The 25,284-nt window shown below is 72.2% G+C and carries 21 protein-coding genes and 1 pseudogene; 13 read left to right on the top strand and 9 right to left on the bottom strand.

What is annotated here, in order from left to right:
• Positions 1-324: 324 nt before the first annotated feature.
• The 3 genes and pseudogenes from ACFYOP_RS10880 to ACFYOP_RS10870 form a co-directional block, all read right to left on the bottom strand.
• A pseudogene (locus tag ACFYOP_RS10880) lies at positions 325-459 on the bottom strand (DUF6191 domain-containing protein); the annotation flags it as partial.
• A 13-nt stretch (positions 460-472) separates the two neighbouring features.
• Positions 473-1,612 (bottom strand): PQQ-dependent sugar dehydrogenase, encoded by a 1,140-nt coding sequence (locus ACFYOP_RS10875; protein WP_356892963.1) that lies wholly within the window; start codon positions 1,610-1,612, stop codon positions 473-475.
• A gap of 208 nt (positions 1,613-1,820) precedes the next feature.
• Complete coding sequence (locus tag ACFYOP_RS10870; RefSeq protein ID WP_356892881.1) at positions 1,821-2,819, bottom strand: aldo/keto reductase; 999 nt, start codon at positions 2,817-2,819, stop codon at positions 1,821-1,823.
• A gap of 75 nt (positions 2,820-2,894) precedes the next feature.
• Between ACFYOP_RS10870 and ACFYOP_RS10865 the strand changes: the two genes are divergently transcribed.
• The 8 genes from ACFYOP_RS10865 to ACFYOP_RS10830 all read left to right on the top strand — a co-directional run bounded on the left by ACFYOP_RS10865 (position 2,895) and on the right by ACFYOP_RS10830 (position 14,396).
• Complete coding sequence (locus ACFYOP_RS10865) at positions 2,895-3,845, top strand: 2-hydroxyacid dehydrogenase (RefSeq protein WP_356892883.1); 951 nt, start codon at positions 2,895-2,897, stop codon at positions 3,843-3,845.
• 394 nt (positions 3,846-4,239) lie between these two features.
• Positions 4,240-7,053, top strand: coding sequence for an EAL domain-containing protein (locus ACFYOP_RS10860; protein WP_356892965.1), 2,814 nt, complete (start codon positions 4,240-4,242; stop codon positions 7,051-7,053).
• Between the two features lie 219 nt (positions 7,054-7,272).
• Positions 7,273-9,126 carry an acetolactate synthase large subunit gene (locus ACFYOP_RS10855; RefSeq protein ID WP_356892885.1) on the top strand — a complete coding sequence of 618 codons (1,854 nt, stop codon included), beginning with the start codon at positions 7,273-7,275 and terminating at the stop codon, positions 9,124-9,126.
• A gap of 18 nt (positions 9,127-9,144) precedes the next feature.
• Positions 9,145-9,669, top strand: a complete 525-nt coding sequence (ilvN, locus tag ACFYOP_RS10850) for an acetolactate synthase small subunit (protein ID WP_100109313.1) — start codon at positions 9,145-9,147, stop codon at positions 9,667-9,669.
• 77 nt (positions 9,670-9,746) lie between these two features.
• Complete coding sequence (gene ilvC / locus ACFYOP_RS10845) at positions 9,747-10,799, top strand: ketol-acid reductoisomerase (protein WP_356892887.1); 1,053 nt, start codon at positions 9,747-9,749, stop codon at positions 10,797-10,799.
• 239 nt (positions 10,800-11,038) lie between these two features.
• Positions 11,039-12,631 carry a phosphoglycerate dehydrogenase gene (gene serA / locus ACFYOP_RS10840; protein ID WP_356892889.1) on the top strand — a complete coding sequence of 531 codons (1,593 nt, stop codon included), beginning with the start codon at positions 11,039-11,041 and terminating at the stop codon, positions 12,629-12,631.
• A 286-nt stretch (positions 12,632-12,917) separates the two neighbouring features.
• The gene (locus tag ACFYOP_RS10835; protein ID WP_356892891.1) at positions 12,918-13,349 is read left to right on the top strand and encodes an NfeD family protein; all 432 of its coding nucleotides are present in this window, start codon (positions 12,918-12,920) and stop codon (positions 13,347-13,349) included.
• Positions 13,350-13,352: 3 nt separating this feature from the next.
• The gene (locus tag ACFYOP_RS10830; protein WP_356892893.1) at positions 13,353-14,396 is read left to right on the top strand and encodes an SPFH domain-containing protein; all 1,044 of its coding nucleotides are present in this window, start codon (positions 13,353-13,355) and stop codon (positions 14,394-14,396) included.
• A gap of 39 nt (positions 14,397-14,435) precedes the next feature.
• On the opposite strand, the gene ACFYOP_RS10825 is transcribed toward ACFYOP_RS10830, so the two are convergent.
• The 5 genes from ACFYOP_RS10825 to ACFYOP_RS10805 form a co-directional block, all read right to left on the bottom strand.
• Entirely contained in the window at positions 14,436-15,122 is a 687-nt protein-coding gene (locus ACFYOP_RS10825; RefSeq protein ID WP_356892895.1) for a dipeptide/oligopeptide/nickel ABC transporter ATP-binding protein, read from the bottom strand.
• Entirely contained in the window at positions 15,119-16,168 is a 1,050-nt protein-coding gene (locus ACFYOP_RS10820; RefSeq protein ID WP_356892897.1) for an ABC transporter ATP-binding protein, read from the bottom strand. The genes ACFYOP_RS10825 and ACFYOP_RS10820 overlap by 4 nt, the downstream gene beginning before the upstream one ends.
• A complete protein-coding gene (locus tag ACFYOP_RS10815; protein WP_356892899.1) occupies positions 16,155-17,888 on the bottom strand; it encodes an ABC transporter permease subunit in 1,734 nt (577 codons plus the stop codon). The genes ACFYOP_RS10820 and ACFYOP_RS10815 overlap by 14 nt, the downstream gene beginning before the upstream one ends.
• A complete protein-coding gene (locus ACFYOP_RS10810) occupies positions 17,885-19,372 on the bottom strand; it encodes an ABC transporter substrate-binding protein (RefSeq protein WP_356892901.1) in 1,488 nt (495 codons plus the stop codon). The genes ACFYOP_RS10815 and ACFYOP_RS10810 overlap by 4 nt, the downstream gene beginning before the upstream one ends.
• 81 nt (positions 19,373-19,453) lie before the next feature.
• Positions 19,454-20,647: a helix-turn-helix domain-containing protein gene (locus tag ACFYOP_RS10805; protein ID WP_356892903.1), complete on the bottom strand. Its 1,194-nt coding sequence runs from the start codon at positions 20,645-20,647 to the stop codon at positions 19,454-19,456.
• A 146-nt stretch (positions 20,648-20,793) separates the two neighbouring features.
• Between ACFYOP_RS10805 and ACFYOP_RS10800 the strand changes: the two genes are divergently transcribed.
• From ACFYOP_RS10800 to ACFYOP_RS10785, 4 genes are all read left to right on the top strand, one after another.
• On the top strand, positions 20,794-21,720 hold the full coding sequence (locus ACFYOP_RS10800) for a proline dehydrogenase family protein (RefSeq protein WP_356892905.1): 927 nt from the start codon (positions 20,794-20,796) through the stop codon (positions 21,718-21,720).
• Positions 21,721-21,756: 36 nt separating this feature from the next.
• Positions 21,757-23,388, top strand: a complete 1,632-nt coding sequence (gene pruA / locus ACFYOP_RS10795; RefSeq protein ID WP_356892907.1) for an L-glutamate gamma-semialdehyde dehydrogenase — start codon at positions 21,757-21,759, stop codon at positions 23,386-23,388.
• A 134-nt stretch (positions 23,389-23,522) separates the two neighbouring features.
• Positions 23,523-23,915 carry a hypothetical protein gene (locus ACFYOP_RS10790; protein ID WP_356892909.1) on the top strand — a complete coding sequence of 131 codons (393 nt, stop codon included), beginning with the start codon at positions 23,523-23,525 and terminating at the stop codon, positions 23,913-23,915.
• A gap of 100 nt (positions 23,916-24,015) precedes the next feature.
• Positions 24,016-24,573 carry a GNAT family N-acetyltransferase gene (locus ACFYOP_RS10785; protein WP_356892911.1) on the top strand — a complete coding sequence of 186 codons (558 nt, stop codon included), beginning with the start codon at positions 24,016-24,018 and terminating at the stop codon, positions 24,571-24,573.
• Positions 24,574-24,595: 22 nt separating this feature from the next.
• On the opposite strand, the gene ACFYOP_RS10780 is transcribed toward ACFYOP_RS10785, so the two are convergent.
• Complete coding sequence (locus tag ACFYOP_RS10780) at positions 24,596-24,931, bottom strand: hypothetical protein (protein WP_356892913.1); 336 nt, start codon at positions 24,929-24,931, stop codon at positions 24,596-24,598.
• Between ACFYOP_RS10780 and ACFYOP_RS10775 the strand changes: the two genes are divergently transcribed.
• Complete coding sequence (locus ACFYOP_RS10775; protein WP_356892915.1) at positions 24,920-25,084, top strand: hypothetical protein; 165 nt, start codon at positions 24,920-24,922, stop codon at positions 25,082-25,084. The genes ACFYOP_RS10780 and ACFYOP_RS10775 overlap by 12 nt on opposite strands.
• The last annotated feature ends 200 nt before the right edge of the window (positions 25,085-25,284 follow it).

Genomic DNA, 25,284 nt, shown 5'->3' with positions numbered 1-25,284 from the left:
GTCTACGGCCGGGCCGCCGCCCCGCTCCCGTCGCCGTCCCGGCCTTCGTCGTGCGTCCGCCCGGCGCGGGGCGGGTGCGTCGTGGGTCGCGGCGTCCGCCGGCTGACCGGGCCGGGGCTCGCGGTCCGGTGCCCTGCCGCCTTCGGGGGGCGTGTCCGCCGGGATGTCGTCCGCGTCGTGCGTCCGCCCGGGGCCGGGCGGGTTTGGTGCGTCGTCGTCCACGGCGTCCGCCGACAGCCCGGGCGGGGGCTCGCGGTCCGGTGCCCCGTCGCCATCGGCGGAGTCCGCGTCCGGCCGCGACGTCTGCGTGCGGACCGTGACCTTGCCCGAGGAGAGGTCTATCGGGCCGCGGCCCGGGTCCCCGTCCGCCGTGTCGACCCGTGTCAGCGCGAGCCGGTTGCGCTCGTCGTCGGCGTGCTTGCGGCCCGGCGCGAAGATCTCCTCGAAGGCGTTGAACACCGGCCATCACCCCTTATCGCACCTCCAGCTGGAGGATCCTGTCGTCACCCGCCTCGGGCGTGCCCCGGCCGTCCGTCTCGCTGGTGACCAGCCAGAGCCTGTTGCCGCCCGCGGAGACGACCGTGCGCAGGCGGCCGTGCTCCTCCTCCAGGAACGGCTGGGGGTCCGCGGAAGGTTCCGCACCGGCCAGCGGGATGCGCCAGAGCCGCTCGCCCCGCAGCCCCGCCATCCAGATCGAGCCCTGGGCGTAGGCGATGCCGCTCGGAGAGGCTTCCGCCGTCTTCCACTGGGCCACCGGGTCGACGAACCCGGACCCGCCGCCCTTGCCCTCTGCCTCTGGCCAGCCGTAGTTCTTGCCGGGCTCGATCAGATTCAGCTCGTCCCAGGTGTTCTGCCCGAACTCCGCCGCCCACAGGCGCTTCTCGGCGTCCCAGGCGAGCCCCTGCACATTGCGGTGGCCGTACGAGTAGACGACGGAGTCGGCCTCCGGGTTGCCGTGGACCGGCTCCCCGTCCGGGGTCATGCGGAGGATCTTGCCGCCGAGGGACTCCTTGTCCTGGGCCAGTCCCGTGTCGCCCGTCTCGCCCGTGCCCGCGTACAGCATCTTGTCCGGGCCGAAGGCAATCCTGCCGCCGTTGTGGATGACGCCCTTGGGGATGCCGCGCAGCACCGTGTCCGGCGCGCCGAGCTGCTGGCCGGCCGGCTTCTGTTCGTCGTACAGCAGGCGGGCGATGCGGTTGTCGGAGGCGGTGGTGAAGTAGGCGTAGATCTGGTGGTCGGAGGCGAACGAGGGGGACAGGGCAAGGCCCATCAGGCCGCCCTCCCCGCCCGGTTCCACCCCGGGCACGGAACCGACCTCGGTCTTCTTGCCGCTCGCCGCGTCGATCCGGGTGATCGTGCCCTTGTCGCGCGAGGAGACCAGCAGGTCGCCGCCGGGCAGAGCGGCCACGCCCCAGGGCGTGTCCAGATCCTCGGTCAGGGTCGAGACGACCTTCACCGACCCCTTCGCGGGCGGCCCGGCAGGGCTCGGCGCGCTGTTCGGGGCCGTGGCCGACGGGGCGGCGTCCTGGGAGGGGCCGGGCGTCCCGCCGGCCGGGCCGTTCTCCCCGCCGGACGAGCACCCGGCCGCGAAGAGGAGCACGAGGGCGGCCATCACGGCCGTCACTGCAGGACGGTGCACGGTTCTGATCCCTTCGACGGCGGCGGTGCTGCTGCCTTCCTGTTCTTCTTACACCGCGGTCGCCCTCCAGGTTCCCGATCTTGCCGAGAACCCGGCTCACGCGTGAGGAAACCGGGTCGCGTCCGCCGGACCCGCTTCCGCCGGTATCGCACCGCGCCCACCCGGACCCGCCCCGGCCGGCTCAGTCCCACGACCCGCGTGCCGCCGGCAGCCCCGCGATCTCCGCCAAGTCGTACGCCGTCAGTTCCAGCTCCCCGGCGCCCGCGTTCTCGACCGCCCACTCGGGCCGCTTCGTCCCCGGCACCGGCACCACGTGCCGCCCCTGGCCCAGCACCCAGGCCAGCGCCACCCGCGCCGGCGTGGCGCCCCCGCCGTGCCGCTCGGCGATCCGGCGCAGGCCCGCCACCACGGGCTGGTTGGCCGCCATCATCTCGGCCGTGAACCGCGGATGGCGCGCGCGTACGTCGTCGGGCTCGAAGCCCTGGCCGGGCGTGAGCGTCCCGGTCAGATAGCCGTTTCCGAGCGGCATCGCGGCCAGGAACCCCACGCCGCGCGCCTCGCACCAGGGCAGCAGCCGCTCCAGGGCCTCCGGCGACCACACCGACAGCTCCGCCTGCACCGCGCTGACGGGGAACACGTGCTGCATCCGCTCCAGTTGGCGGATCGTTCCCTCGTACAGATGGCCGCCCGACCGGCGGGGCGCCCGCGCACCGACGGCGCACATCCCGAGCGCGCGCACCTTCCCCGCGCCCACCAGTTCGGCCATCGCGCCCCACGTCTCCTCGACGGGGACCTCGGGGTCGGCGCGGTGGAGCTGGTACAGGTCGATCACGTCGGTCTGCAGACGGCGCAGCGAGGCGTCGCAGGCGCGCTTCACATAGCCGGGGCGTCCGTTGGCGACGATGTGCTGGTCACCCACGAGCAGGCCGGCCTTCGTCGAGACGAAGGCGTCCGCGCGCCGCTCCTTGAGCACCCTGCCGAGCAGCAGCTCGTTGGTGAACGGCCCGTACATGTCGGCCGTGTCCAGCAGGGTCGAACCGGCGTCGAGGGCACTGTGGACGGTACGGACAGAGCGGTCGCCACGCTGCTGGGAGCCGCTGTAGCCCCAGCTCATCGGCATGCACCCCAGCCCCACAGCGCCCACTTCGAGGCCCGCCGCACCGATCGCCCTGCGCTCCAACTCCCCGTACCTCTCCCTCGGCCGCCCCCAAAACTAACCAATGATCAGCAGGGGCCTTCGCATAGCCTCCTGAGCATGACTGCTGATGTGTGGCTTCCCATCCCGGCCGACGAGATCGACGGCCTCCCCGCGCCCGCGGAGTCGGGCCTGAACTACCGCTTCTGGGACGGCGGCCCGGACTTCCCGGCCGACCCGGCGGACTGCGCCTTCTACGTCGTTCCGTACCTGAAGGGCATGGAGGTGGCCATACGGCCGCTCGCCGCCATGAGCTCCGTACGGGTCGTCCAGACGCTCTCCGCGGGCATCGACCATGTGGAGCCGGGGCTCGCCTCGCTGCCCGCCGGCGTGCGGCTGTGCAACGCCAAGGGTGTCCACGAGGCGTCGACCGCGGAACTCGCCCTGGCGCTGATCCTGGCCTCCCTGCGCGGCATCCCCGGTTTCGTCCGCGGCCAGGACGCCGAGGACTGGCGTGCGGGCTTCTACCCGGCGCTCGCCGACAAGTCGGTGCTCATCGTCGGGTACGGGTCCATCGGCGCCGCGATCGAGGACCGGCTCGCGCCCTTCGAGTGCGCGCGGGTGGCGCGCGTCGCGCGCTCCGCACGGACAACGGAGCGCGGGGAAGTGCGCGCACTCACCGATCTTCCCGCGCTGCTTCCCGACGCCGACGTCGTGATCCTGTCCACGCCGCTGACCGAGCGGACGAAGGGGCTGGTGGGGGCCGATTTCCTGAGCCGGATGAAGGACGGGGCGCTGCTGGTCAACGTCGCCCGTGGTCCGGTCGTCGACACAAAGGCGCTGATCGCGGAGGTGGAGAGCGGCCGCATCACCGCCGCGCTCGACGTCACCGACCCGGAGCCGCTGCCCGCCGGGCATCCCCTCTGGCATCTTCCGGGTGTGCTGATCAGCCCCCATGTCGGCGGCTCCACCTCGGCGTTCATGCCCCGCGCCAAGCGGCTGCTGGCGGCTCAGATCACCGCGTACGCGGCGGGCGCACCCCTGCGGAATCTCGTCGTGACGACCGGATAACGACCCTCGGACGAACAGTGTCGGGAACGCTCCGCAGTCACTCGAATGCACCGCGTGCCTTAATCGCCCCAGTCGGTCACGCAGAGTAGAGGCGCTATGTCCCTGAGTGACGATATTGGTGTATCGTCCCGACCTGGGGGCTGCACCGGTGAGGGGTGGTGCTGTGGCGCGAACTGATTGCCGATCAGACGTGAGGGGGGCGACGGGCGATGCAGGGCCGATGGACCGAATCGACGCGGCAGGGCGGCCGCCGACGAATCCCGCGGACTCCGCTGTGCGGAGCGACTCCACCATCCGCGATTCCCCGACCCGTGACGACGCCGCCCGTGACGACGCCACCCGCGGCCCCGCCGCCCGCACCTCCGCGGCCGCCCGCTCACCCCTGGACCGCGCGATGACCGCGCCCGGGGCGTTCGTCCTCGGGGACGCGGTGCCGCGCGGCGGCCCGGGGGCTGCCCGTCAGCTCCTCCTGGCGTTCGTCTGCGCCGGTTACGGGGTGGGGGCGGCCTTCGGCTGGGGATCGACCCGACTGGCGCTGGTCATGGGGGACTTCGGGCTCAGCCTCGCCGCCCTGATCGCCGCCGTCTCCTGCCTGCTCTACGCGCGTTCGACGGCCTGCCGCTTCCGGCCCGCGTGGCTGCTGTTCGCGCTGTCCTCGGCGATGGCGTCGGCGGGGAACGCGATCTGGGGCTGGTACGAGGTGGTGCTGGGCCGCCCGGTGCCGAGCCCGTCCGTGGCCGACCTGTTCTTCCTCTGCTTCGCGCCGCCCGCCATCGTCGGGCTCCTGGTGCTCGCCAAACGGCCCGTGTCCAAGGCCGGCTGGGTCTGCCTCGGGCTCGACGCCTGGCTGATCGGCGGCTCGCTGCTCACCCTCTCCTGGAGCCTCGCGCTCGCCCACACCGCCCACGCGCAGGGCGAGAGCGTGGCCCCGGCGGCGCTCTCGCTCGCCTACCCGCTGCTGGACATCGTGCTGGTGAGCATGGTTCTCGCGCTGCACTTCCGCCGCTCGTCGGCCAACCGGTCGGCGGTCAACACGGCCATCGCCGGTCTCGCGCTCACCGTCCTGTGCGACGCCCTGTTCACCTCACCGCTGCTGCGCGAGAGTTACCGCTCCGGCCAGCTGCTCGACGCCGGGTGGTTCGCGGGCTCGCTGCTGCTCGCGTACGCCCCCTGGGGAGCGCGCAGGGTACCGGACGCCGCACGGCCCCCGCTGGGCGTGCGGCATCCGGGCCGGCCCATCACCAGCTCCCTGTCCGCGCTCACTCCGTATCTCGCCGCGGCCGTGTGCACCCTCGGCATCCTGTACAACGTCATCGAGGGCCGCCGGGTCGACCGGGTCGTCGTCCTCACGGGCTGCACCGTCGTCCTCGCCCTCGTCGTACGGCAGGGCATCATGCTGCTCGACAACATCGCCCTCACCCACGAACTGGCCCAGAAGGAGAACCACTTCCGCTCGCTGGTGCAGGGTTCGAGCGACGTCATCATGATCGCCGCGCCCTCCGGGGTGCTGCGGTACGTCTCGCCCGCGGCGGCCGGGGTCTACGGGCGCGAGGCGGAGGAGCTGGTGGGCTCCGAACTGGCCTCCCTCATCCACCCGGACGACCTCGGGCGCGTCGTCCACGAGCTGCGCCGCTTCCTGGCCGCCGAACCGGCCCAGGAGCCGACCACACGCATGGAGTGCCGGTTCAAGTCCGGCTCCGGCGACTGGCTCAACGTGGAGTCGACCGTCAGCCGCCACCAGGGCGGTCTGATCCTCAACAGCCGCGACGTCACGGAACGGGTGCGCCTCCAGGCCCAGCTCCAGCACAACGCGGAGCACGACCCGCTCACCGACCTGCCCAACCGAGCCCTGTTCACCGAGCGGGTCCGGGGCGCCCTCACCGGCCGCAGGGCGGGCGACGAGGGCACCGCCGTGCTCTTCATCGACCTCGACGGCTTCAAGGGCGTCAACGACCGCCTCGGCCACCAGGCGGGCGACGAACTGCTGATCCAGGCGGCCCGGCGGCTCGCCGACTCCGTGCGGGCCGGGGACACGGCCGCCAGACTGGGCGGAGACGAGTTCGCGGCCCTCATCGTCGGCGACGGCTCCGGCGACAGGACCGCCCGCGAGTCGCAGGTGCTGGAGATCGCCGACAGGCTGCGGCTCATGCTCTCCCAGCCGTACCGCATCGACGCCGGCGAGGTGCGCGTCGCCGCCTCCATCGGCGTCGCCTTCGCCGAGCCGGCGATGAGCCCCACCGACCTGATGCGCAACGCGGACCTCGCCATGTACCGGGCCAAGGCCGGCGGCAAGGACCGGGTCGAGCTGTACGCGCCCCAGATGCAGGCCGAGGTGGTCCGCCGCACCGAGCTGGCCGCACGGCTGCGCAGCGCCCTGCACGAGGGCGAGTTCGCGCTGCTGCACCAGCCGGTCGTGAGCCTGGCCACCGGCCGTATCGCGGCGGTCTCGGCGCAGGCCCGCTGGCGCTCCGCCCAGGGCATCCTGTTCACGCCTGCCGAGTTCCTGCGGGTCTCCGAGGAGGGCGACCGCAGCGCCGAACTCGGCCGCTGGCTGCTCGAGGAGGCCGTCGGGCAGGCCGCGGAGCGGCGCCGGCTCGGGCACGGGACAACGGTGTCGGTGCGGCTGTCCGCCCGGCTGCTGCTGGACAGATCCCTGCCGCTCGGCTCCATCGAGGCCCTGCTCACCCGGCACGGCCTGCCGTCCGGGGCACTTGTCATCGAGCTCGCGGACAGCGACCCGCGGATCTCCTTCGACGAACTGGAACAGCGGCTCACCGCGCTGCGCCGGCTGGGCGTACGGATCGCGCTGGACGGTTTCGGCAGCGGCTACGCGGCGATCAACGCGCTCCGCAGACTCCCGGTGGACGTGCTGAAACTGGACAGAGGGCTGGTCGAGGGCGTCGTCGAGTCCGCCAGGCTGCACAAGATCACGAGCGGGCTGCTCCGTATCGCGGGCGACCTCGGAATGCAGTCCGTCGCGGACGGGGTGGACGTCCCCGAGCAGGTGCTGGCGCTGCGCACCATGGGGTGCACGCACGCCCAGGGGATGGCCTTCTCCGGGCCGCTGGACGAGTACCGGCTGAGGCGCGCGCTGGTCAGAGGCGAGTACCCGGTGCCCGCGGCCCTCGCGCTGCCGGTGCTCACTGCAGGCATCATCCCACCCGCCCGGAACGGTTCAAATAGTGAGACTCGCGTCCCACCCACTTGACAGTGGTAGCGCGCCGGGGGGAGGGTCAATGCCATGCGCACCCGAATTCTCGTACTTGGAAAGCGCGTCGGCTAGCAGGGCCGCACAGTCAGCTCTGCGAACACCCCCGACGCGCTCCCCTCGCTTGCCTCACGGCACGAGGGGTTTTTTGTTGCACCGGCACGATGTGAATCCGTACCAGACCCTCGCGAAAACCTCAGCTTCGAGAAGAGAACGCCGATGACCGAGCAGGCCTCCGGGGCCCACCATCCGCAACCGCGGGCCCGTAGCGGCGGACAGCCGTCCGCCACCGTCGAACACGTCACGGGTGCGCAGTCCCTGATTCGCTCTCTCGAGGAAGTAGGGGCCGACACGGTGTTCGGCATCCCGGGCGGCGCCATCCTCCCGGCGTACGACCCGATGATGGACTCCTCGAAGGTCCGCCACGTCCTCGTCCGCCACGAGCAGGGCGCCGGCCACGCAGCCACCGGTTACGCGCAGGCCACCGGCAAGGTCGGCGTCTGCATGGCCACCTCCGGCCCCGGCGCCACCAACCTGGTCACCCCGATCGCCGACGCGCACATGGACTCCGTGCCGCTCGTCGCGATCACCGGTCAGGTCGCCTCCAAGGCGATCGGTACGGACGCCTTCCAGGAGGCGGACATCTGCGGCATCACCATGCCGATCACCAAGCACAACTTCCTGGTGACCCGGGCGCAGGACATCCCGCGCACCATCGCGGAGGCCTTCCACATCGCCTCCACCGGCCGCCCGGGCCCCGTCCTCGTCGACATCGCCAAGGACGCCCTCCAGGCGAAGACCACCTTCAGCTGGCCGCCGCAGACCGATCTGCCCGGCTACCGCCCGGTGACCAAGCCGCACGCCAAGCAGATCCGCGAGGCCGCCAAGCTGATCATCGGCGCCAAGCGCCCGGTCCTGTACGTCGGAGGCGGCGTCCTCAAGGCCGGCGCCACCACCGAGCTGAAGGTTCTCGCCGAGCTCACCGGAGCCCCCGTCACCACCACCCTGATGGCGCTGGGCGCGTTCCCCGACAGCCACCCGCTGCACGTGGGAATGCCGGGCATGCACGGTGCGGTCACCGCCGTCACCGCGCTGCAGAAGGCCGACCTGATCGTCGCCCTCGGAGCCCGTTTCGACGACCGGGTCACCGGCAAGCTGGACAGCTTCGCGCCGTACGCGAAGGTCGTCCACGCCGACATCGACCCGGCCGAGATCGGCAAGAACCGCACCGCCGACGTCCCGATCGTCGGCGACGCCCGCGAGGTCATCGCCGACCTGGTCCAGGCCGTCCAGGCCGAGCACAGCGACGGCAACGCCGGGGACTACAGCGCCTGGTGGAAGGACCTCAACCGCTGGCGCGAGACCTACCCGCTCGGCTACGAGCAGCCGGACGACGGCAGCCTCGCCCCGCAGCAGGTCATCCAGCGCATCGGCGAACTCGCTCCGGACGACACGATCTTCGCGGCGGGCGTCGGCCAGCACCAGATGTGGGCCGCGCACTTCATCAACTACGAGAAGCCGGCCACCTGGCTGAACTCCGGCGGTGCCGGGACGATGGGCTACGCGGTTCCCGCCGCGATGGGCGCCAAGGCCGGCGCACCGGAGCGCACGGTCTGGGCGATCGACGGCGACGGCTGCTTCCAGATGACCAACCAGGAACTGGTCACCTGCGCGCTGAACAACATCCCGATCAAGGTCGCGATCATCAACAACGGCGCCCTCGGGATGGTCCGCCAGTGGCAGACCCTGTTCTACAACCAGCGCTACTCCAACACCGTGCTGCACTCCGGCCCGGACGCCACCGGCCTGGAGAAGAGCGCCGGGACCCGCGTCCCCGACTTCGTCAAGCTGTCGGAGGCCATGGGCTGCCACGCGATCCGCTGCGAGTCCCCGGACGAGCTGGACAAGGTCATCGCCGAGGCCAACGCGATCAACGACCGCCCGGTCGTCATCGACTTCATCGTCCACGAGGACGCCCAGGTGTGGCCCATGGTCGCCGCCGGCACCTCCAACGACGAGGTCATGGCCGCCCGCGGCGTCCGCCCCGACTTCGGCGACAACGAAGACGACTGAGAGAGAGCGACCAGAAACATGTCCAAGCACACGCTCTCGGTCCTGGTCGAGAACACCCCTGGCATTCTCGCCCGGATCGCCGCGCTGTTCTCCCGCCGCGGGTTCAACATCGACTCCCTCGCGGTCGGCGTCACCGAACACCCCGACATCTCCCGCATCACCATCGTGGTGGGCGTCGAGGACCTGCCGCTCGAGCAGGTGACCAAGCAGCTCAACAAGCTCGTCAACGTCCTGAAGATCGTCGAGCTCGAGCCCGGCGCCGCGATCCAGCGCGAGCTCGTGCTGGTGAAGGTCCGCGCCGACAACGAGACCCGCTCGCAGATCGTCGAGATCGTCCAGCTCTTCCGCGCCAAGACCGTCGACGTCTCGCCCGAGGCCGTCACGATCGAGGCCACCGGTTCGAGTGACAAGCTCGAGGCGATGCTGAAGATGCTCGAGCAGTTCGGCATCAAGGAGCTCGTCCAGTCCGGCACGATCGCCATAGGGCGTGGCGCCCGCTCCATCACGGACCGGTCGCTGCGCGCCCTGGACCGTTCCGCATAGCCCTCGCACCGCCCCCGCACCACCCCCGTTCTCGCCTGGCGAGACCGCGAATCTTTTCCCGCCGATCCCGCCGTACGGTGGGACGCAAAGCGTCATTCCAAAGACGTGCACACCAAGGAGACAACCAAGTGGCCGAGCTGTTCTACGACGACGACGCCGACCTGTCCATCATCCAGAACCGCAAGGTCGCGGTCATCGGCTACGGAAGCCAGGGCCACGCCCACGCGCTGTCGCTGCGTGACTCGGGTGTCGACGTCCGCGTCGGTCTGCACGAGGGCTCCAAGTCCAAGGCCAAGGCCGAGGAGCAGGGCCTGCGCGTGGTGACGCCCGCCGAGGCCGCCGCCGAGGCCGACGTCATCATGATCCTGGTCCCGGACCCGATCCAGGCCCAGGTCTACGAGGAGTCCGTCAAGGACAACCTGAAGGACGGCGACGCCCTGTTCTTCGGCCACGGCCTGAACATCCGCTTCGGCTTCATCAAGCCGCCGGCCGGTGTCGACGTCGCCATGGTCGCCCCGAAGGGCCCGGGCCACCTGGTCCGCCGCCAGTACGAGGAGGGCCGCGGCGTCCCGTGCATCGCCGCCGTCGAGCAGGACGCCACCGGCAAGGCCTTCGACCTGGCGCTGTCGTACGCCAAGGGCATCGGCGGCACCCGCGCGGGCGTCATCAAGACGACCTTCAAGGAAGAGACCGAGACGGACCTCTTCGGCGAGCAGGCCGTCCTCTGCGGTGGCACCGCGGCGCTGGTCAAGGCGGGCTTCGAGACCCTGACCGAGGCCGGCTACCAGCCGGAGATCGCGTACTTCGAGTGCCTCCACGAGCTGAAGCTGATCGTGGACCTCATGTACGAGGGCGGCCTGGAGAAGATGCGCTGGTCGGTCTCCGAGACCGCCGAGTGGGGCGACTACGTCACCGGCCCGCGGATCATCACGGAAGACACCAAGGCCGAGATGAAGAAGGTCCTCACCGAGATCCAGGACGGCACCTTCGCCAAGAACTGGATGGACGAGTACCACGGCGGTCTGAAGAAGTACAACGAGTACAAGACCCAGGACTCCGAGCACCTGCTGGAGACCACCGGCAAGGAGCTGCGCAAGCTCATGAGCTGGGTCGACAACGAAGAGGCGTGATCCTTCGGGCGAGGGGGCCGGTCCGCGGCCCCCTCACCCGTACGTCCGGCCGCTTCTCCACTTCGTCCAGCCACGGACGGGTGATCCTGCCGCTGAGGCGCATGACGCGCCGCGGCGCACCACTACACTCATCAACACACGCGTCAGGCCCACAGTGTCGTGCGTCTTCCACGCGGCTGACCCCCTCCACCGCTGCGGCCGTCGGGACGGCCGTCTGCACCGGACATGTGAGGACTCACGTGAGCTCGAAACCTGTCGTACTCATCGCTGAAGAGTTGTCGCCCGCCACCGTCGACGCGCTGGGCCCGGATTTCGAGATCCGGCACTGCAACGGCGCCGACCGCGCGGAGCTCATCCCCGCGATCGCCGACGTGGACGCGATTCTGGTCCGCTCGGCCACCAAGGTCGACGCGGAGGCCATCGCCGCCGCCAAGAAGCTGCGGGTCGTCGCCCGCGCCGGTGTGGGCCTGGACAACGTGGACGTGTCGTCCGCCACCAAGGCCGGCGTGATGGTCGTCAACGCGCCGACGTCCAACATCGTCACCGCCGCCGAGCTCGCCTGCGGCCTGCTCGTCGCCACCGCGCGCAACATCCCCCAGGCCAACACCGCCCTCAAGAACGGCGAGTGGAAGCGCTCGAAGTACACGGGCGTCGAGCTGAGCGAGAAGACCCTCGGCGTCGTCGGCCTCGGCCGGATCGGCGTCCTGGTCGCGCAGCGCATGTCCGCCTTCGGTATGAAGGTCGTCGCCTACGACCCCTATGTGCAGCCCGCGCGCGCCGCGCAGATGGGGGTCAAGCTGCTCACGCTCGACGAGCTGCTCGAGGTCTCCGACTTCATCACCGTCCACCTGCCCAAGACGCCCGAGACGCTCGGTCTGATCGGCGACGAGGCGCTGCACAAGGTCAAGCCGGCCGTCCGCATCGTCAACGCCGCGCGTGGCGGGATCGTCGACGAGGAGGCGCTGTACTCGGCGCTGAAGGAGGGCCGGGTCGCCGGCGCGGGCCTGGACGTGTACGCGAAGGAGCCGTGCACCGACTCCCCGCTCTTCGAGCTCGACCAGGTCGTCTGCACCCCGCACCTGGGCGCTTCCACGGACGAGGCCCAGGAGAAGGCCGGCATCGCCGTCGCCCGCTCGGTCCGTCTCGCCCTCGCCGGTGAGCTGGTCCCCGACGCGGTCAACGTCCAGGGCGGCGTCATCGCCGAGGACGTGCGTCCCGGTCTGCCGCTCGCCGAGAAGCTCGGCCGCATCTTCACCGCCCTCGCGGGCGAGGTGGCGGTCCGTCTCGACGTCGAGGTGTACGGCGAGATCACCCAGCACGACGTCAAGGTGCTGGAGCTGTCCGCGCTCAAGGGCGTCTTCGAGGACGTGGTCGACGAGACGGTGTCCTACGTCAACGCGCCGCTGTTCGCGCAGGAGCGCGGTGTCGAGGTCCGGCTGACGACCAGCTCCGAGTCCCCGGACCACCGCAACGTCGTGACCGTGCGCGGCACGCTCTCGGACGGCGAGGAGGTCGCGGTCTCCGGCACGCTGGCCGGTCCCAAGCACCTCCAGAAGATCGTCGCCATCGGCGAGCACGACGTGGACCTGGCCCTCGCCGACCACATGGTCGTGCTGCGTTACGAGGACCGTCCCGGCGTCGTCGGCACGGTCGGCCGCATCCTCGGCGAGGCCGGTCTGAACATCGCCGGTATGCAGGTGTCCCGCGCGGAGGAGGGCGGCGAGGCGCTCGTCGTCCTCACCGTGGACGACACGGTGCCGGTGCCGGTGCTCGCGGAGATCGCCGAGGAGATCGGCGCCGCCTCGGCCCGCACGGTGAACCTCACGGACTGACCCTTACGCTCCGTCGCCCCGGCCCCCGGCCGCTCGCCCTTGTGGCAGCGACCGGGGGCCTTCGCGTGTCCGGGGTTCGCGCCGCCGCCGCCCGCGGAACAGGAGCCGATGCGGCAAATGGGTAAAATTACTTCAAATCGGGCATAGGCCGTGTGAGGCCGCGGTGCCTTTCGTATGGCCCTGCTCGTTCCGCGGGGTTGCCGGGGGCTGCGCGGCACTCCCGTACGGGCGGCCCGGGTGATGGTCCGCCCATTCGCTCACCTGCACAGGTCAGGAGGGGCACGCGATGGACGCATGGCTGATCTGGTTGATCGTCGCAGCGCTGCTGGCTGTGGCGGAGATCTTCACGCTCACCGCCTCGCTCGGCATGCTGGGCGGGGCCGCGCTGGTCACGGCGGGAGCCGCCGCGATCGGGCTTCCGGTGCCCTGGCAACTCCTGGTCTTCACCGTCGTCGCCACGGCGAGCATGCTCTTCCTGCGTCCCCTCGCACTGCGCCATGTGCTCAAGCCGCAGAAGGAACGATTCGGTGTGGACGCGCTGGTCGGCCGGGGCGCCTATGTCGTCTCCGAGGTGTCGGGCCTGGGCGGCCGGGTCCGTATCGGCGGCGAGGAATGGACCGCCCGCCCGTACGACGAGACGCTGGTGATCCCTCCGGGAACGACCGTCGACGTCATCGAGATCAGCGGCACCACAGCGCTCGTCTACCCCCGGGAGTGACCCATGGAAGCCTCGGCAGCCCTCGTCGCCGGCCTGATCGTCGCCCTGATCGCCGTCTTCACCGTGGTGCGGGCGGTGCGGATCGTGCCGCAGGCCCGCGCCCGCAACGTCGAACGGCTCGGCCGCTACCACCGCACGCTGCAGCCCGGCCTCAACCTCGTCATCCCCTACATCGACCGTGTGCATCCGGTGATCGACCTGCGCGAGCAGGTCGTGTCCTTCCGCCCGCAGCCGGTCATCACCGAGGACAATTTGGTCGTCGAGATCGACACCGTCCTGTACTTCCAGGTCACCGACCCCCGGGCGGCCTTCTACGAGATCGCGAACTTCCTCCAGGCGGTCGAGCAGCTCACCGTCACCACCCTGCGCAACGTCGTCGGGTCCATGGACCTGGAGAAGACCCTGACCTCCCGCGACACCATCAACAACCAGCTCCGCGGCGTGCTCGACGACGCCACCGGCAAGTGGGGGCTGCGGGTCAACCGGGTCGAGATCAAGGCCATCGACCCGCCGCAGTCCATCAAGGACGCGATGCAGAAGCAGATGCGCGCCGAGCGCGACAAGCGCGCCGCGATCCTCGGGGCCGAGGGCCAGCGCCAGTCGCAGATCCTGACCGCCGAGGGCGACAAGCAGTCCGCCGTCCTGCGCGCGGAGGGCAACCGCACGGCCGAGATCCTCAAGGCCGAGGGCCAGTCCCGGGCCATCGACGAGGTGTTCCAGGCCGTGCACCGCAACGACCCCGACCCGAAGCTGCTCGCCTACCAGTACCTCCAGATGCTGCCGCAGATCGCCCAGGGGCAGGGCAGCACCTTCTGGGTGATCCCCAGCGAGGTCACCTCCGCGCTCGAGGGGATCTCCCGCGCCTTCGGCGAAGTGCTCCCGCAGTCGCCTGCCACCCGCGAGACCTCCGCCGACGACCGGTCCGCCCAGGCCGCCGACGACGCGGCGCAGGCCGCGGAGGCCGCCGCCGAAGCACTCGCCGACGCGGCCAGGGCGGACGAGTCCGCGACCGGCCGCCGTCCTCCCGGCCCGCCCGCCGTGCGCTGACAGGCGGCGAACCGGGTCACGGCCGGGCCGGGCACGCGGTCAGGGGGCGACGAACCGTTCGATCCGACCGGCCCGCATCCGCGCGGTCCGGTCGGCGAAGTGGCGCACCAGCGCCACGTCGTGGCAGATGAACAGGTAGCCGAGACCGAGCCTGTCCTGAAGGTCCGCGAGGAGGTTCAAAATCCCGGCGCGCACGGACGGGTCCAGCGCGGAGACCGGCTCGTCGAGGACGAGCAGGCGAGGCTCGCTCGCGAGAGCGCGGGCGATACCGGCCCGCTGGCACTGTCCGCCGGACAGCTCGTACGGCAGCCGGTCGCCGTGCGACGCGTCGAGACCGACCATCGCCAGCAGCTCTGCCACCCGGCCCGGGCCGGACGAGGCGTCCCAGCGTCCCTGGACACGCAGCGGTTCCGCGACCGCGTCGCGGATTCGCTGACGGGGGCTCAGCGACCCGTACGGATCCTGGAACACGGGCTGCATCGCCGGGCGCAGCGGGCGCAGTGCGCGCTCGTCCAGCGAGGTCAGTTCGCGCCCGTCGAACCACACCTCGCCGGCGTCCGGACGGCGCAGTTGCAGCACGGCCGCGGCGGTGGACGACTTGCCGCACCCCGAGGGGCCGACGAGGGCGAGGGTCTCCCCGGCGGCCAGCTCGAAGGAGACGTCGTCGACGGCGAGGGCCGGTCCGTACCGGACGATCAGGCCGCGTACGTCCAGCAGCGCACTCATACCGTCTCCAGGAACAACTCGGCGGGGCGGCCGGGAAGCCGGGCCCAGTGGTGGCAGGAGACCTCCCGGCCGTCCACGGGTCTCGGCTCGGGCCGCTCGGCCCGGCAGCGGCCGTCGGCGAGCGGGCAGCGCGGGGCGAACCCGCACCCGGCGGGAGCCTCCCCGAGCGCGGGGGGCGTCCCGCCGATCGCCGGCAGCCGGCGGCCACGGCCGGGCACGGGTCCGGTGGACGGGAGAGCGGCCAGGAGACCGGCCGTGTACGGGGCGCGCGGCCGGGCGAACACCGCTCCCACGGCTCCGGACTCGACGTGCCGGCCGGCGTACATGACCAGCACCCGGTCGGCGTGCTCTCCGACGCTCTCCAGGTCATGGGTGACCAGGACCAGCGCGGCCCCGGTCGCCTCGCGCTGCTCCCCGAGCACCTGGAGGGTCTGCTGCCGCATGTCCGGGTCGAGAGCGGTGGTGGGCTCGTCGGCGACGACCAGTTCGGGTTCGTTGATCAGGGCCATGGCGATGACGGCCCGCTGGCGCATCCCGCCGGAGAACTCGTGCGGAAAGGCGCGGGCCCGGGCCGCCGGCACGCCGACTCTCTCCAGGGCCGCGGCCGCCATGGACCGGGCGTCCCGGCGGGACAGTCCCCGCACGGACCGTACGGCGGCGGCCAGCTGGTCGCCGACCGGGTGCACCGGCGACAGCGCGGACAGGGAGTCCTGCGGGACGAAGGCGATGCGACGCCCCCACAGCGCGCCGAGCACCGGGGCCTTCGCCCCGACGAGTTCGACGCCGCCCGGGGAGCGGCCGTCCGCGCGCAACCGGACGCTGCCGCGCACCACCGCCTCCCGCGGCGCCATGCCCAGCAGCGCGCGGGCGGTGAGCGACTTCCCGGCGCCCGACTCGCCGACCAGCGCGAGGACCTCGCCCTGCCGGACGTCGAACGACAGCCCGCGTACGGCCTCGCCGCCGTCGAACGCGACGCGCAGGCCGCGCACGGACAACAGCGGTTCCTCCCGTACGGGCGGGCGCTGGTCGGTGTCAGGTGGTCGCACGGGTCAGGGCCTTCCGGGTACGGGTGGTGGTACGGGCGCCGGCCGTCCGCGTGTACGAGGCCAGGGACACCGCCAGCGCGGCCAGTGCGGTGAGCGCCACGGCAGGGGCGAGGGCCGCCCAGGGAGCCCGCTCCAGATAGGCGCGTGACTCCTCCAGCAGCAGCCCCCACTCCGGAGCGGGCGGCTGGGCGCCCAGCCCGAGGAAGCCGAGGGAGGCCAGCGCCAGTGCGACGCCGGGCAGCCGCAGCACCGCGTGCCGGGCCACCGGTCCGGCGACCGAGGGCAGGACGTGCCGGGTCAGGATCCACGCCGGGCCCGCGCCCATCGCCTGCTGGGCGAGGAGGAAGCCGGAGGCCCGTACCTCCTGGACGAGCGCCGCGGCGTGCGCGGCGAGCGGGGGCCACGAGATCAGGGCCACGGCGAGCGCCGCGCCGCCCGGGCCGGGACCGACGACCGCGGCGACCAGGATGCCCGTGATCACCGGGGGCAGGGCGTTGGCGATGTCGGACATGCCTGCGGCCGCGTTCGGGACGAAGCCGAGGGCCGTCGCGGCCACGAAGCTGAGTGCGCAGACCGCGGCGGCGGTGCCCGCGGTCGCGGCCGCGCCGTGCCCGAGCCGGGCCAGGACGTCCCGGCCGAGACCGTCCGTGCCGAGCGGGTGGGTGAGCGAAGGCGCGGCGAGCCGGGCGGCCGTGTCCACGCCGTACGGGTCGCGCAGCAGGCCCCACCCGATCACCGCCAGCAGGACGGCGGCCAGCGCCGCCGGCAGCAGCAACCCGGTCCGTAGCGGCGGGGGAGCGGGCAGCGTCAGACGGGCGTCGCGGAGACCGCGGCCGAGCAGCCGCCGCCGGACGAGGGCCGCGAGCGCGCCCGCCGTCAGCCCGAGGACGAGCAGCGCCAGCACCGAGCCCTGGAGCAGCGGCAGGTCCTGGGACTTGGCGGCGCCCAGCGCCGTACGGCCGATGCCGGGCACCGCGAAGACCGTCTCCACGGCGATCGCGCCACCCGTGAGACCGACGACGACCATGCCGAACTGCGGGACGAGCGGCGGCAGGACGCGCCGGAGGGCGGCCAGGGCGACGAGCGACGGGCGGACGCCCGAGCCGCGCCACAGCTCGGCCCACCGTTCACCGAGTGCGCCGGGCAGCGCGTCGGCGACGAGCCGCCCGAGCAGACCGCCCGCCGGCAGACCCAGCGCGACGGCGGGCAGCACCAGATGGGCCGGGCCCTGCCAGCCGGAGGTCGGCAGCCATCCCAGCCACACCCCGCCCACGATCAGCAGCAGGGTCGCCAGCAGGAACTCGGGGAGTGCGGCGAGCACCGCGGCGACGGCGCCCGAGGTGCCCCGGCCGCGGACCAGGACCGGTGCGCAGGCCGCCGTCGCCACCACCACCGCCACGGCGAGGGCCGCGCCCATCAGCCCCAGCGACACCTGCAGGCCGGCGAGGACGGACGGCAGCACGTCGGTGCCCGACACCCACGAGGCGCCGAGATCACCCCGGACCAGACCGGACGCCCAGCCTCCCAGGAGCGCCAGGGGACCGGCGTCGAGCCCGAGATCGGCGCGGACGGCGGCCAGCGCCTCCGCGGTGGCCTCCTGCTCGGCGGAACGGGCCCGCAGGACGGAGAGCGCCGGGTCCTTGCCGGAGAGCCAGGGCAGCAGACCGACGACCGCGAGGACCGCGGCGAGGCCGGCCGCCCGCGTGGCCCCCGCCCTCACTTGATGTACGTGTCGACGGTGACGAGCTGCCGCTCGCGCGGGTCGTGCGCCGCGCCGACGACCGAGGCCGCGTCACCCTGGATGACCCGCTCGTGCAGCATCGGCACGGCGGCGTCGGTGGCCAGCACCGCCGCCTCCGCCTCGATGACCGCCCTGCGGCGGGCGTCGCCCGCCGTTGTCGTCGTCGCCTTCTCCAGCGCCCTGTCGACGGCCGGGTCGGCGAGCTGCGCGATGTTGAAGGAGCCCTGGGAGGCGAAGTCGCTGTAGAGGTACGCGGCGGGATCGCCGGAGTCGAGGACCGTCGCCCGGGACAGGACGAACGCGTCGAAGGCGCCGGCCAGCGCGTCGGATTCGATGTTGGCGTACTCGCGGACCTCCAGCTCCACCGTGAATCCGGCCTTCCGGAGCTGCTGCTGGAGGGTCTGGGCCACCTCCGGGAGCTCGGCCCGGTCGGTGAAGGTGCCGATGGTGACCGTGGCGCCGTCCGGGTCGCCGGGTGCGGTCCGCCGCGGCGCGGTGCGCAGCCCGTCCGCCCAGGCGAGGGCGGGACCGAGCAGACCGCGGGCGGTATCGGCGCGGCCCTCGTACACGCCCCGGACGATCGAGCCGGCGTCGACGGCCTCCCGCGCGGCGGCGCGCAGCGCCGGGTCCTTGAAGGGGCCCTTTTCGGTGTTGAGGTAGAGGGTGTTGGTGCGCGGCATGGGGACCTCGTGGATCAGGTCCTCGTCGAGCAGCGCGGCCTGCGACACCGGGACGGCCTCCACGATGTCGGCCTCCCCGCTGCGCAGGGCGGCGGCGCGGGCGGTGCCGTCGGGCACGAACCTCACGTCGATGCCCGGCGCCTCGGCCTTCCTGCCCCAGTAGCCGTCGTAGCGGTCGAGGGAGGCCGAGGAGGTGCCGTCGACCTTCGTCAGCCGGAAGGGTCCGGTGCCGGTGCCGACCGGGTCGACGGCCTTCCCCCGGTACGCCTTGGCGGAAAGGATCGACAGCTGGGGGGAGCTGAGCCGCTGGGGGACGAGCGGGTCCTCTGCGGCAGTGGTGACGGTGACGGTCGTCCCCTCCGCCGTGACCGTGAGGTCGACCCCGTCGAGGATGCGCGGCTTGGGGGACGCGGTGGCGGCGCGGGTCAGGGAGCGGCGGACGTCGTGCGCCGTCATCCGGCTGCCGTCGTGGAAGGTGACGCCCTCGCGGAGGGTGAAGACCCAGCTGGTGCCCTTCTGCTGCCACCGGGTGGCGAGGGCGGGAACGGCGTCGCCGTCGGCGTCGAGCGTGACGAGCGTTTCCGCGGTGGACCAGCGCGACAGCTTGAAGGCGTCGTCGGAGAGCGGGGAGAGTCCGGAGCGCGGCGGGTTCATCATCGCGACACGCACGCGCTTGCCCCCTGCTTCCGAGGTGTCGCCGGAGGCGGCGAAGCAGCCGGTCAGCAGAAGGGATGCCGAGGCCAGGGCGGCGGAGGGCAGGAGACGGACGGTCAGGCGGCGCACGGGGGCACCCTTTCGGGCATGGGTTCGACGGGATGCCCGAACTTAGCATAATGATTATTATTTTCAATAACGAGCGCCACGTCAGAGGCGCGCGCTCTTCAGCGCCATGTGCAGCAGCAGCCGGTGCTCGCCGTCGTCGAGGTCCAGACCGGTGAGCTGCTCGACCCGGGAGAGCCGGTAGTAGAGGGTCTGTCGGTGGATCCCCAGTGCCGCCGCCGTCCGCCCGGCCTGGCCTGCGCAGTCGAGGAACACCTCGGCGGTACGGGCCAGTTCGGCGTGCGAGGGCGCCAGCAGCTCCGCCACCGCCGGGTCGTGCAGCACGTCGGCGGGCAGCGCGGTGAGCATCCGGTACGGGCCGAGCCCCGACCACGGGGCGACCGGCCCGAGCCGGGGTTCGGCCAGCGCGGCGCGGGCCGCCGACGCGGCCTCCCGCCAGGCGGCGCCGAGCCCGGCCAGTCCCCGCCGCGCCGAGGCGACTCCGGCTGCGGCCGCCGGTTCCCCGCCCGCCGCGTCGCGCAGCCGGGCGGCCGCCGTCAGCGCCGGGCCCGGAGCGTCCGCGGAGCGCAGCCGCACCAGCGCGGCCAGCGCGGGACCGGGGGCCGGGCCGCCGTGCGGCAGCGGGACCGTGCACAGCGCCGCCGCGCCCGGCAGGGACCGGGTCGAAGGCGCGTCGGACTCCGGCCACGGGGCCACGCACACCACGGTGTGCGGGCCCTCCGCGTCCGGGCCGAGCGCCGACCGCAGCGCGGTGAGGGCCATGTCGTACTGCCAGCCCCGCTCCGCCGTGAGCACCGCCCGCAGCTCCCGCGACAGGTCCGCCCCGGCGCGCTCCTCGTCCGCGAGGAGGGTGCCGATCCGCTCTGTCACCTCCATCGCGGCCGCGAGCTGCTCCGCGGTCGGCCCCGGATCCGTGTCGAGCAGCCACACGTAGCCGAGCGCGACGCCCCGGTGCCGCACCGGCAGACAGATCCGGCCGCGGTTGACGCCCGCCTCCGGGGCGGCGGGGATACGGACCGGGCCGGTCGCGCGGGTGATGCCGAACCCCTCGAACCAGGCGCGGACCGCCGGGGTGGACTTCCTGGTCAGGATCGAGCGGGTGCGGACCGGATCGAGCGTGGTCTCGTCGAAGGCGCTGTCGCTGTCGTGCGCCCCGAAGGCGATCAGCCCGAAGTCGCGGTTCTCCAGGGTCGCCGGCATGGCCAGCAGCGCGGAGATCTCGTCGACGAGGTCCTGGTAGTCGCCTTTCACTCCGCCATTCTCGCACCCTTCAGACATATGTCTGAGATCCCGGACACGGATGCGTGACAGCTGTCGATGGCAGCCGGCCGGGGCCATCCTTAGGTTTCAGGGTGGTTCTCCGTGCTGTTTCCGAATCGTTCGGTTCCGGCCACTTCAACACACCTGTTCCGTGGAGGTGCCCCGTGCTGGGTCCCGTGATCCTCGCCGCTTCGCGCAGCGACAAGATGCGCCGCTTCGTGTCGGCCGCCCCGGGGACCAAGCAGGTCGTCGCCCGGTTCATCGCCGGCGAGACGGTCGAGCAGGTCATTCCGATCGTCCAGGACGCCGCGGCCAAGGGCCTCGAAGTCACCCTCGACGTCGTCGGTGAGGACATCACCACCCCCGAGCAGGCCGCCGCCGCGCGGGACGCCTACCTCGACCTGGTCGAGCACCTGGCCGAGCTCGGCCTCGGCGCCAGGGCCGAGATGTCCGTGAAGCTCTCCATGTTCGGCCAGGCTCTCCCGGGCGGCCACGAGCTGGCGCTCGCCAACGTACGCCCCGTCGTCGAGGCCGCCGCGGCCATCGGCACGACGGTTACGCTGGATGCGGAGGACCACACCACCCTCGACTCGATGTTTGCCATCCACGAGGAGCTCCGCAAGGACTTCCCGCAGACCGGCTGCGTGATCCAGGCCTATCTGTTCCGCACCGAGAACGACGCCCGCCGCCTCGCCCGGGCCGGCAGCCGCGTCCGTATCGTCAAGGGCGCGTACAAGGAGCCCGCCTCCGTCGCGTACCAGGACAAGACCGAGATCGACAAGGCGTACGTCCGCATCCTCAAGATCCTGATGGAGGGCGACGGCTACCCGATGATCGGGTCGCACGACCCCCGTCTGATCGCCATCGCCCAGGAGCTGGCCCACCGCGCCGGCCGCAAGCTCGACGAGTACGAGTTCCAGATGCTGTACGGCATCCGCGGCGACGAGCACCTGCGACTGGCGGCCGAGGGCCACCGGATGCGCGTCTACACCGCGTACGGCACCGACTGGTACGGCTACTTCATGCGCCGCCTCGCGGAGAAGCCGGCCAACCTGCTCTTCTTCGCCCGCTCGATTCTCACCAAGGGCTGAGCCCCTCCCACCCCTCGCTAAGGAGCAACGGAACCCATGGACGCTGTCACCCAGGTCCCCGCCCCGGTCAACGAGCCGGTGCACGGCTACGCCCCCGGCTCGCCCGAGCGCGCCCGTCTCGAGGCCAAGCTCAAGGAGCTGGCCGAGAACCCGATCGAGCTGCCGATGACGATCGGCGGCGTGCGGCGGATGGGCGGCGGCGAGCGCGTCGACGTCGTACAGCCGCACAACCACAAGGCCGTCCTCGGTACCTTCGCCACCGCGACCCAGCAGGACGCGCAGGACGCGATCGACGCCGCCCTCGCGGCCGCGCCGGGCTGGCGCGCCATGTCCTTCGACGACCGCGCCGCGATCATCCTGCGCGCCGCCGAGCTGCTGGCCGGCCCGTGGCGCGAGACGCTGGCCGCCTCCACCATGCTCGGCCAGTCGAAGACCGCCCAGCAGGCCGAGATCGACACCCCCTGCGAGCTCGTCGACTTCTGGCGCTTCAACGTCAAGTACGCCCGTGACCTGCTCGCCGAGCAGCCCGTGGCCAACTCGCCGGGCGTGTGGAACCGCCTCGACCACCGGCCGCTCGAGGGCTTCGTCTACGCGATCACCCCGTTCAACTTCACCGCCATCGCCGGCAACCTGCCGACCGCGCCCGCGCTCATGGGCAACGTCGTCGTCTGGAAGCCGTCCCCGACGCAGACCCACGCCGCCGTGCTGCTGATGCGGCTCCTGGAGGAGGCCGGTCTGCCCAAGGGCGTCATCAACCTGGTGACCGGTGATGGCATCGCCGTCTCCGAGGTGGCCCTCGAGCACCCGATGCTCGCCGGTATCCACTTCACCGGCTCGACCAGGACCTTCCAGCACCTGTGGAAGACGGTCGGCAACAACATCGAGAAGTACCGCTCCTACCCGCGGATCGTCGGCGAGACCGGCGGCAAGGACTTCGTCGTCGCCCACCCGAGCGCCGACCGCGCCGTCCTCAAGACCGCGCTGACCCGCGGCTCGTTCGAGTTCCAGGGCCAGAAGTGCTCCGCGTCCTCGCGGGCGTACGTCCCCGCCTCCATCTGGAACTCCGGCTTCAAGGAGGAGTTCGCCGCCGAGGTCGACGCCATCGCGATGGGTGACGTCACCGACCTGTCGAACTTCATCGGCGCCGTGATCGACGAGCGTGCCTTCGCCAAGAACAAGGCCGCGATCGACCGGGCGAAGGAGGACCCGACCTGCACGATCCTCGCGGGCGGCAGCTACGACGACTCGGTCGGCTACTTCGTCCGCCCGACCGTCATCGAGTGCTCCGACGCCGACAACGAGGTCTTCACGACCGAGTACTTCGGCCCGATCCTCGCCGTCCACGTCTACGAGGACGACAAGTACGAGGAGATGCTGGAGCAGATGGAGTCGGTGTCGGCGTACGCGCTGACCGGCTCGATCATCGCCGGTGACCGGGCCGCCGCGGCCGACGCGATGGAGAAGCTCCGCTACGCGGCGGGCAACTTCTACATCAACGACAAGTCGACCGGCGCCGTCGTCGGCCAGCAGCCCTTCGGCGGCGGCCGTGCCTCCGGCACCAACGACAAGGCGGGCGCCCCGCAGAACCTGATGCGCTGGACGCTGACCCGCGCCATCAAGGAGACGCTGGTCGCACCGACCGACTACACCTACCCGCACATGGGCTGACCGGACGGCCGCCCCCAGTCTCCGCCCCCGTACCGGCCCCCACGCCGGAACGGGGGCGGCTTCGGTCGTCCACGCGAGCAACGGGGTTGACGAGGGCTCAGTTTGCGGCGGCGCGTGCCGGATACCCGGATGGCATGGCTGAGACCAAGAAGAACACGACCAGGGCCCGTACGAGCAGCGCCGGCACGCGAGCACAACAGGCCAAGGACACGGCGGAGGACACCGCCGGGAGCACGGCGCAGGACACCGGCCGGCGGACCGCCGAGTCCGTACGCGGCATCGGCGACGCCACCACCCGGAAGGCCGCGGCCGCCGCGCGGACCGTCCAGCACACGGCCGTCTCCGCGGCCGGGACCGCCGTGGACAAGGCGGGCGTCGTCTGGACCGTCGTCAAGGCCCGCAAGGCCGTCGCGGCCGGGGCGGGCACGGGTGTCGCCACCGTGGTGGCCGGCTCGTACGCGCTCGGCCGCCGGGTCGGGCTGAGGCAGCGCGGCCCGCTGTCCCGCCTGACCGGCGGCAGGCTCTGAGAATCCGGCGCAGTCCTGCGTGGCGGTTTTCCGACAGCGCGGCCGGTCCGAGGGTCAACTCGTTACCGCCCGGCCGGCGTTGCCTGCCACAGTGGCCCGCATGACCGATCACGCGACCGACGCGCTGCGCACGGCCCACACGTATGAGCTCTCCGGGGCGGGCCTCGCCGGCATCCGGACCATGCTGGAGACCGCGTTCGACGGTGACTTCGGCGACGTGGACTGGGCCCACGCCCTGGGCGGTGTCCACGCCTTCGTCCGTGACGGAAAGGGCGTGGCCGCCCACGGCAGCGTGATCATGCGGCGGGTGCTGCACGCCGGCCGGTCCTGCCGGGTCGGGTACGTGGAGGCCGTCGCGGTCCGCGCCGACCGCCGCCGCCAAGGGCTGGGCGGGCGGGTGATGGCGGCCCTCGAGACGGTGATCGACGGGGCGTACGACCTCGGCGCGCTCTCCGCGTCGGAGGACGGGGCCCCGCTCTACCGGGCCCGCGACTGGCAGTTGTGGCAGGGCCGCATCGAGGTCATGGGGCCGCGCGGAACGGTCCGCCTCCCCGAGGAGGAGGACTCGACCTATCTGCGTCCGGCGGCGGGCGCCGGGCTTCCCGGTCCCGCCGCCGGCCCGCTGGTCTTCGACTGGCGGGACGGGGACGTGCTCTGACCGCCCCGGCCCGCCGGCCGCGTCAGACGGCGTCGCCGCTGCTCCTGGCGACGGTGCGCCGGACCCAGTAGGTCATGCCGAACGTACCTGCCAGCAGCACCGGGAACGCCACGGCGAAGTCGAGGCCGCGGCTGTAGTACGCCGTGAGGATCGCGGCCGTGACCACGAGCCGGCCCGCGCTCACCGCCCAGCCCTTCGCGCCGATGTACCAGGAGCGCGCCGGACGGTCCGGCGGCGCGTCGAGCGTGGCGGTCGGTCCCGCGCTCGCCGCCAGAGGCCGTTTGAAGGAGGCGTAGAAGAACCACTCGCCGCACGGCTCCCAGCCTTCCGGGACGAGCCGCCCGAGGTGCGCGTCCACGGTGCGCGGCTGCTGCCGCCGGTCACGGCCGGGACGGGCTCACCCGTACCGCCGCGGCTGGCCGGGGAGGCGCTCATGGAGGAGGAGTGCGCGCTCGTGCATCCCGCCGGACACGCCCAGCCCCAGGCCGCCGCCGACGAGGGCGAGGCATGATCGCGTCTCAGATAGTAGGAAGTCCGAGTAATTGTGGAGACAGACCGGCGGAGCTGTCCTACTTTTGTAGGAGCCGAACGTCTCGCTCGATCCAGCGAATGGCGGTCGTGAGCCCGTGCCCCGTGCAGGCAACCCCTGCGGCACCGCTCCCCGCCCCTTCCGGCGCCTCGAAATCTCTTCTGATCTCAAGGAGTCGATCA

The organism is Streptomyces sp. NPDC006294 (assembly GCF_042870895.1).
Lineage (GTDB): Bacteria > Actinomycetota > Actinomycetes > Streptomycetales > Streptomycetaceae > Streptomyces.
The sequence above is the reverse complement of the archived record's forward strand: the minus strand, read 5'-3'. Positions and strand labels throughout refer to the sequence as shown.

Coding starts and splice junctions, on each gene's coding strand:
- ACFYOP_RS10875 (WP_356892963.1), bottom strand. CDS start 1,612: ATGGCCGCCCTCGTGCTCCTCTTCGCGGCCGGGTGCTCGTCCGGCGGG.
- ACFYOP_RS10865 (WP_356892883.1), top strand. CDS start 2,895: ATGACTGCTGATGTGTGGCTTCCCATCCCGGCCGACGAGATCGACGGC.
- ACFYOP_RS10860 (WP_356892965.1), top strand. CDS start 4,240: ATGACCGCGCCCGGGGCGTTCGTCCTCGGGGACGCGGTGCCGCGCGGC.
- ACFYOP_RS10855 (WP_356892885.1), top strand. CDS start 7,273: ATGACCGAGCAGGCCTCCGGGGCCCACCATCCGCAACCGCGGGCCCGT.
- ilvN (WP_100109313.1), top strand. CDS start 9,145: ATGTCCAAGCACACGCTCTCGGTCCTGGTCGAGAACACCCCTGGCATT.
- ACFYOP_RS10835 (WP_356892891.1), top strand. CDS start 12,918: ATGGACGCATGGCTGATCTGGTTGATCGTCGCAGCGCTGCTGGCTGTG.
- ACFYOP_RS10830 (WP_356892893.1), top strand. CDS start 13,353: ATGGAAGCCTCGGCAGCCCTCGTCGCCGGCCTGATCGTCGCCCTGATC.
- ACFYOP_RS10825 (WP_356892895.1), bottom strand. CDS start 15,122: ATGAGTGCGCTGCTGGACGTACGCGGCCTGATCGTCCGGTACGGACCG.
- ACFYOP_RS10805 (WP_356892903.1), bottom strand. CDS start 20,647: ATGTCTGAAGGGTGCGAGAATGGCGGAGTGAAAGGCGACTACCAGGAC.
- pruA (WP_356892907.1), top strand. CDS start 21,757: ATGGACGCTGTCACCCAGGTCCCCGCCCCGGTCAACGAGCCGGTGCAC.
- ACFYOP_RS10790 (WP_356892909.1), top strand. CDS start 23,523: ATGGCTGAGACCAAGAAGAACACGACCAGGGCCCGTACGAGCAGCGCC.
- ACFYOP_RS10785 (WP_356892911.1), top strand. CDS start 24,016: ATGACCGATCACGCGACCGACGCGCTGCGCACGGCCCACACGTATGAG.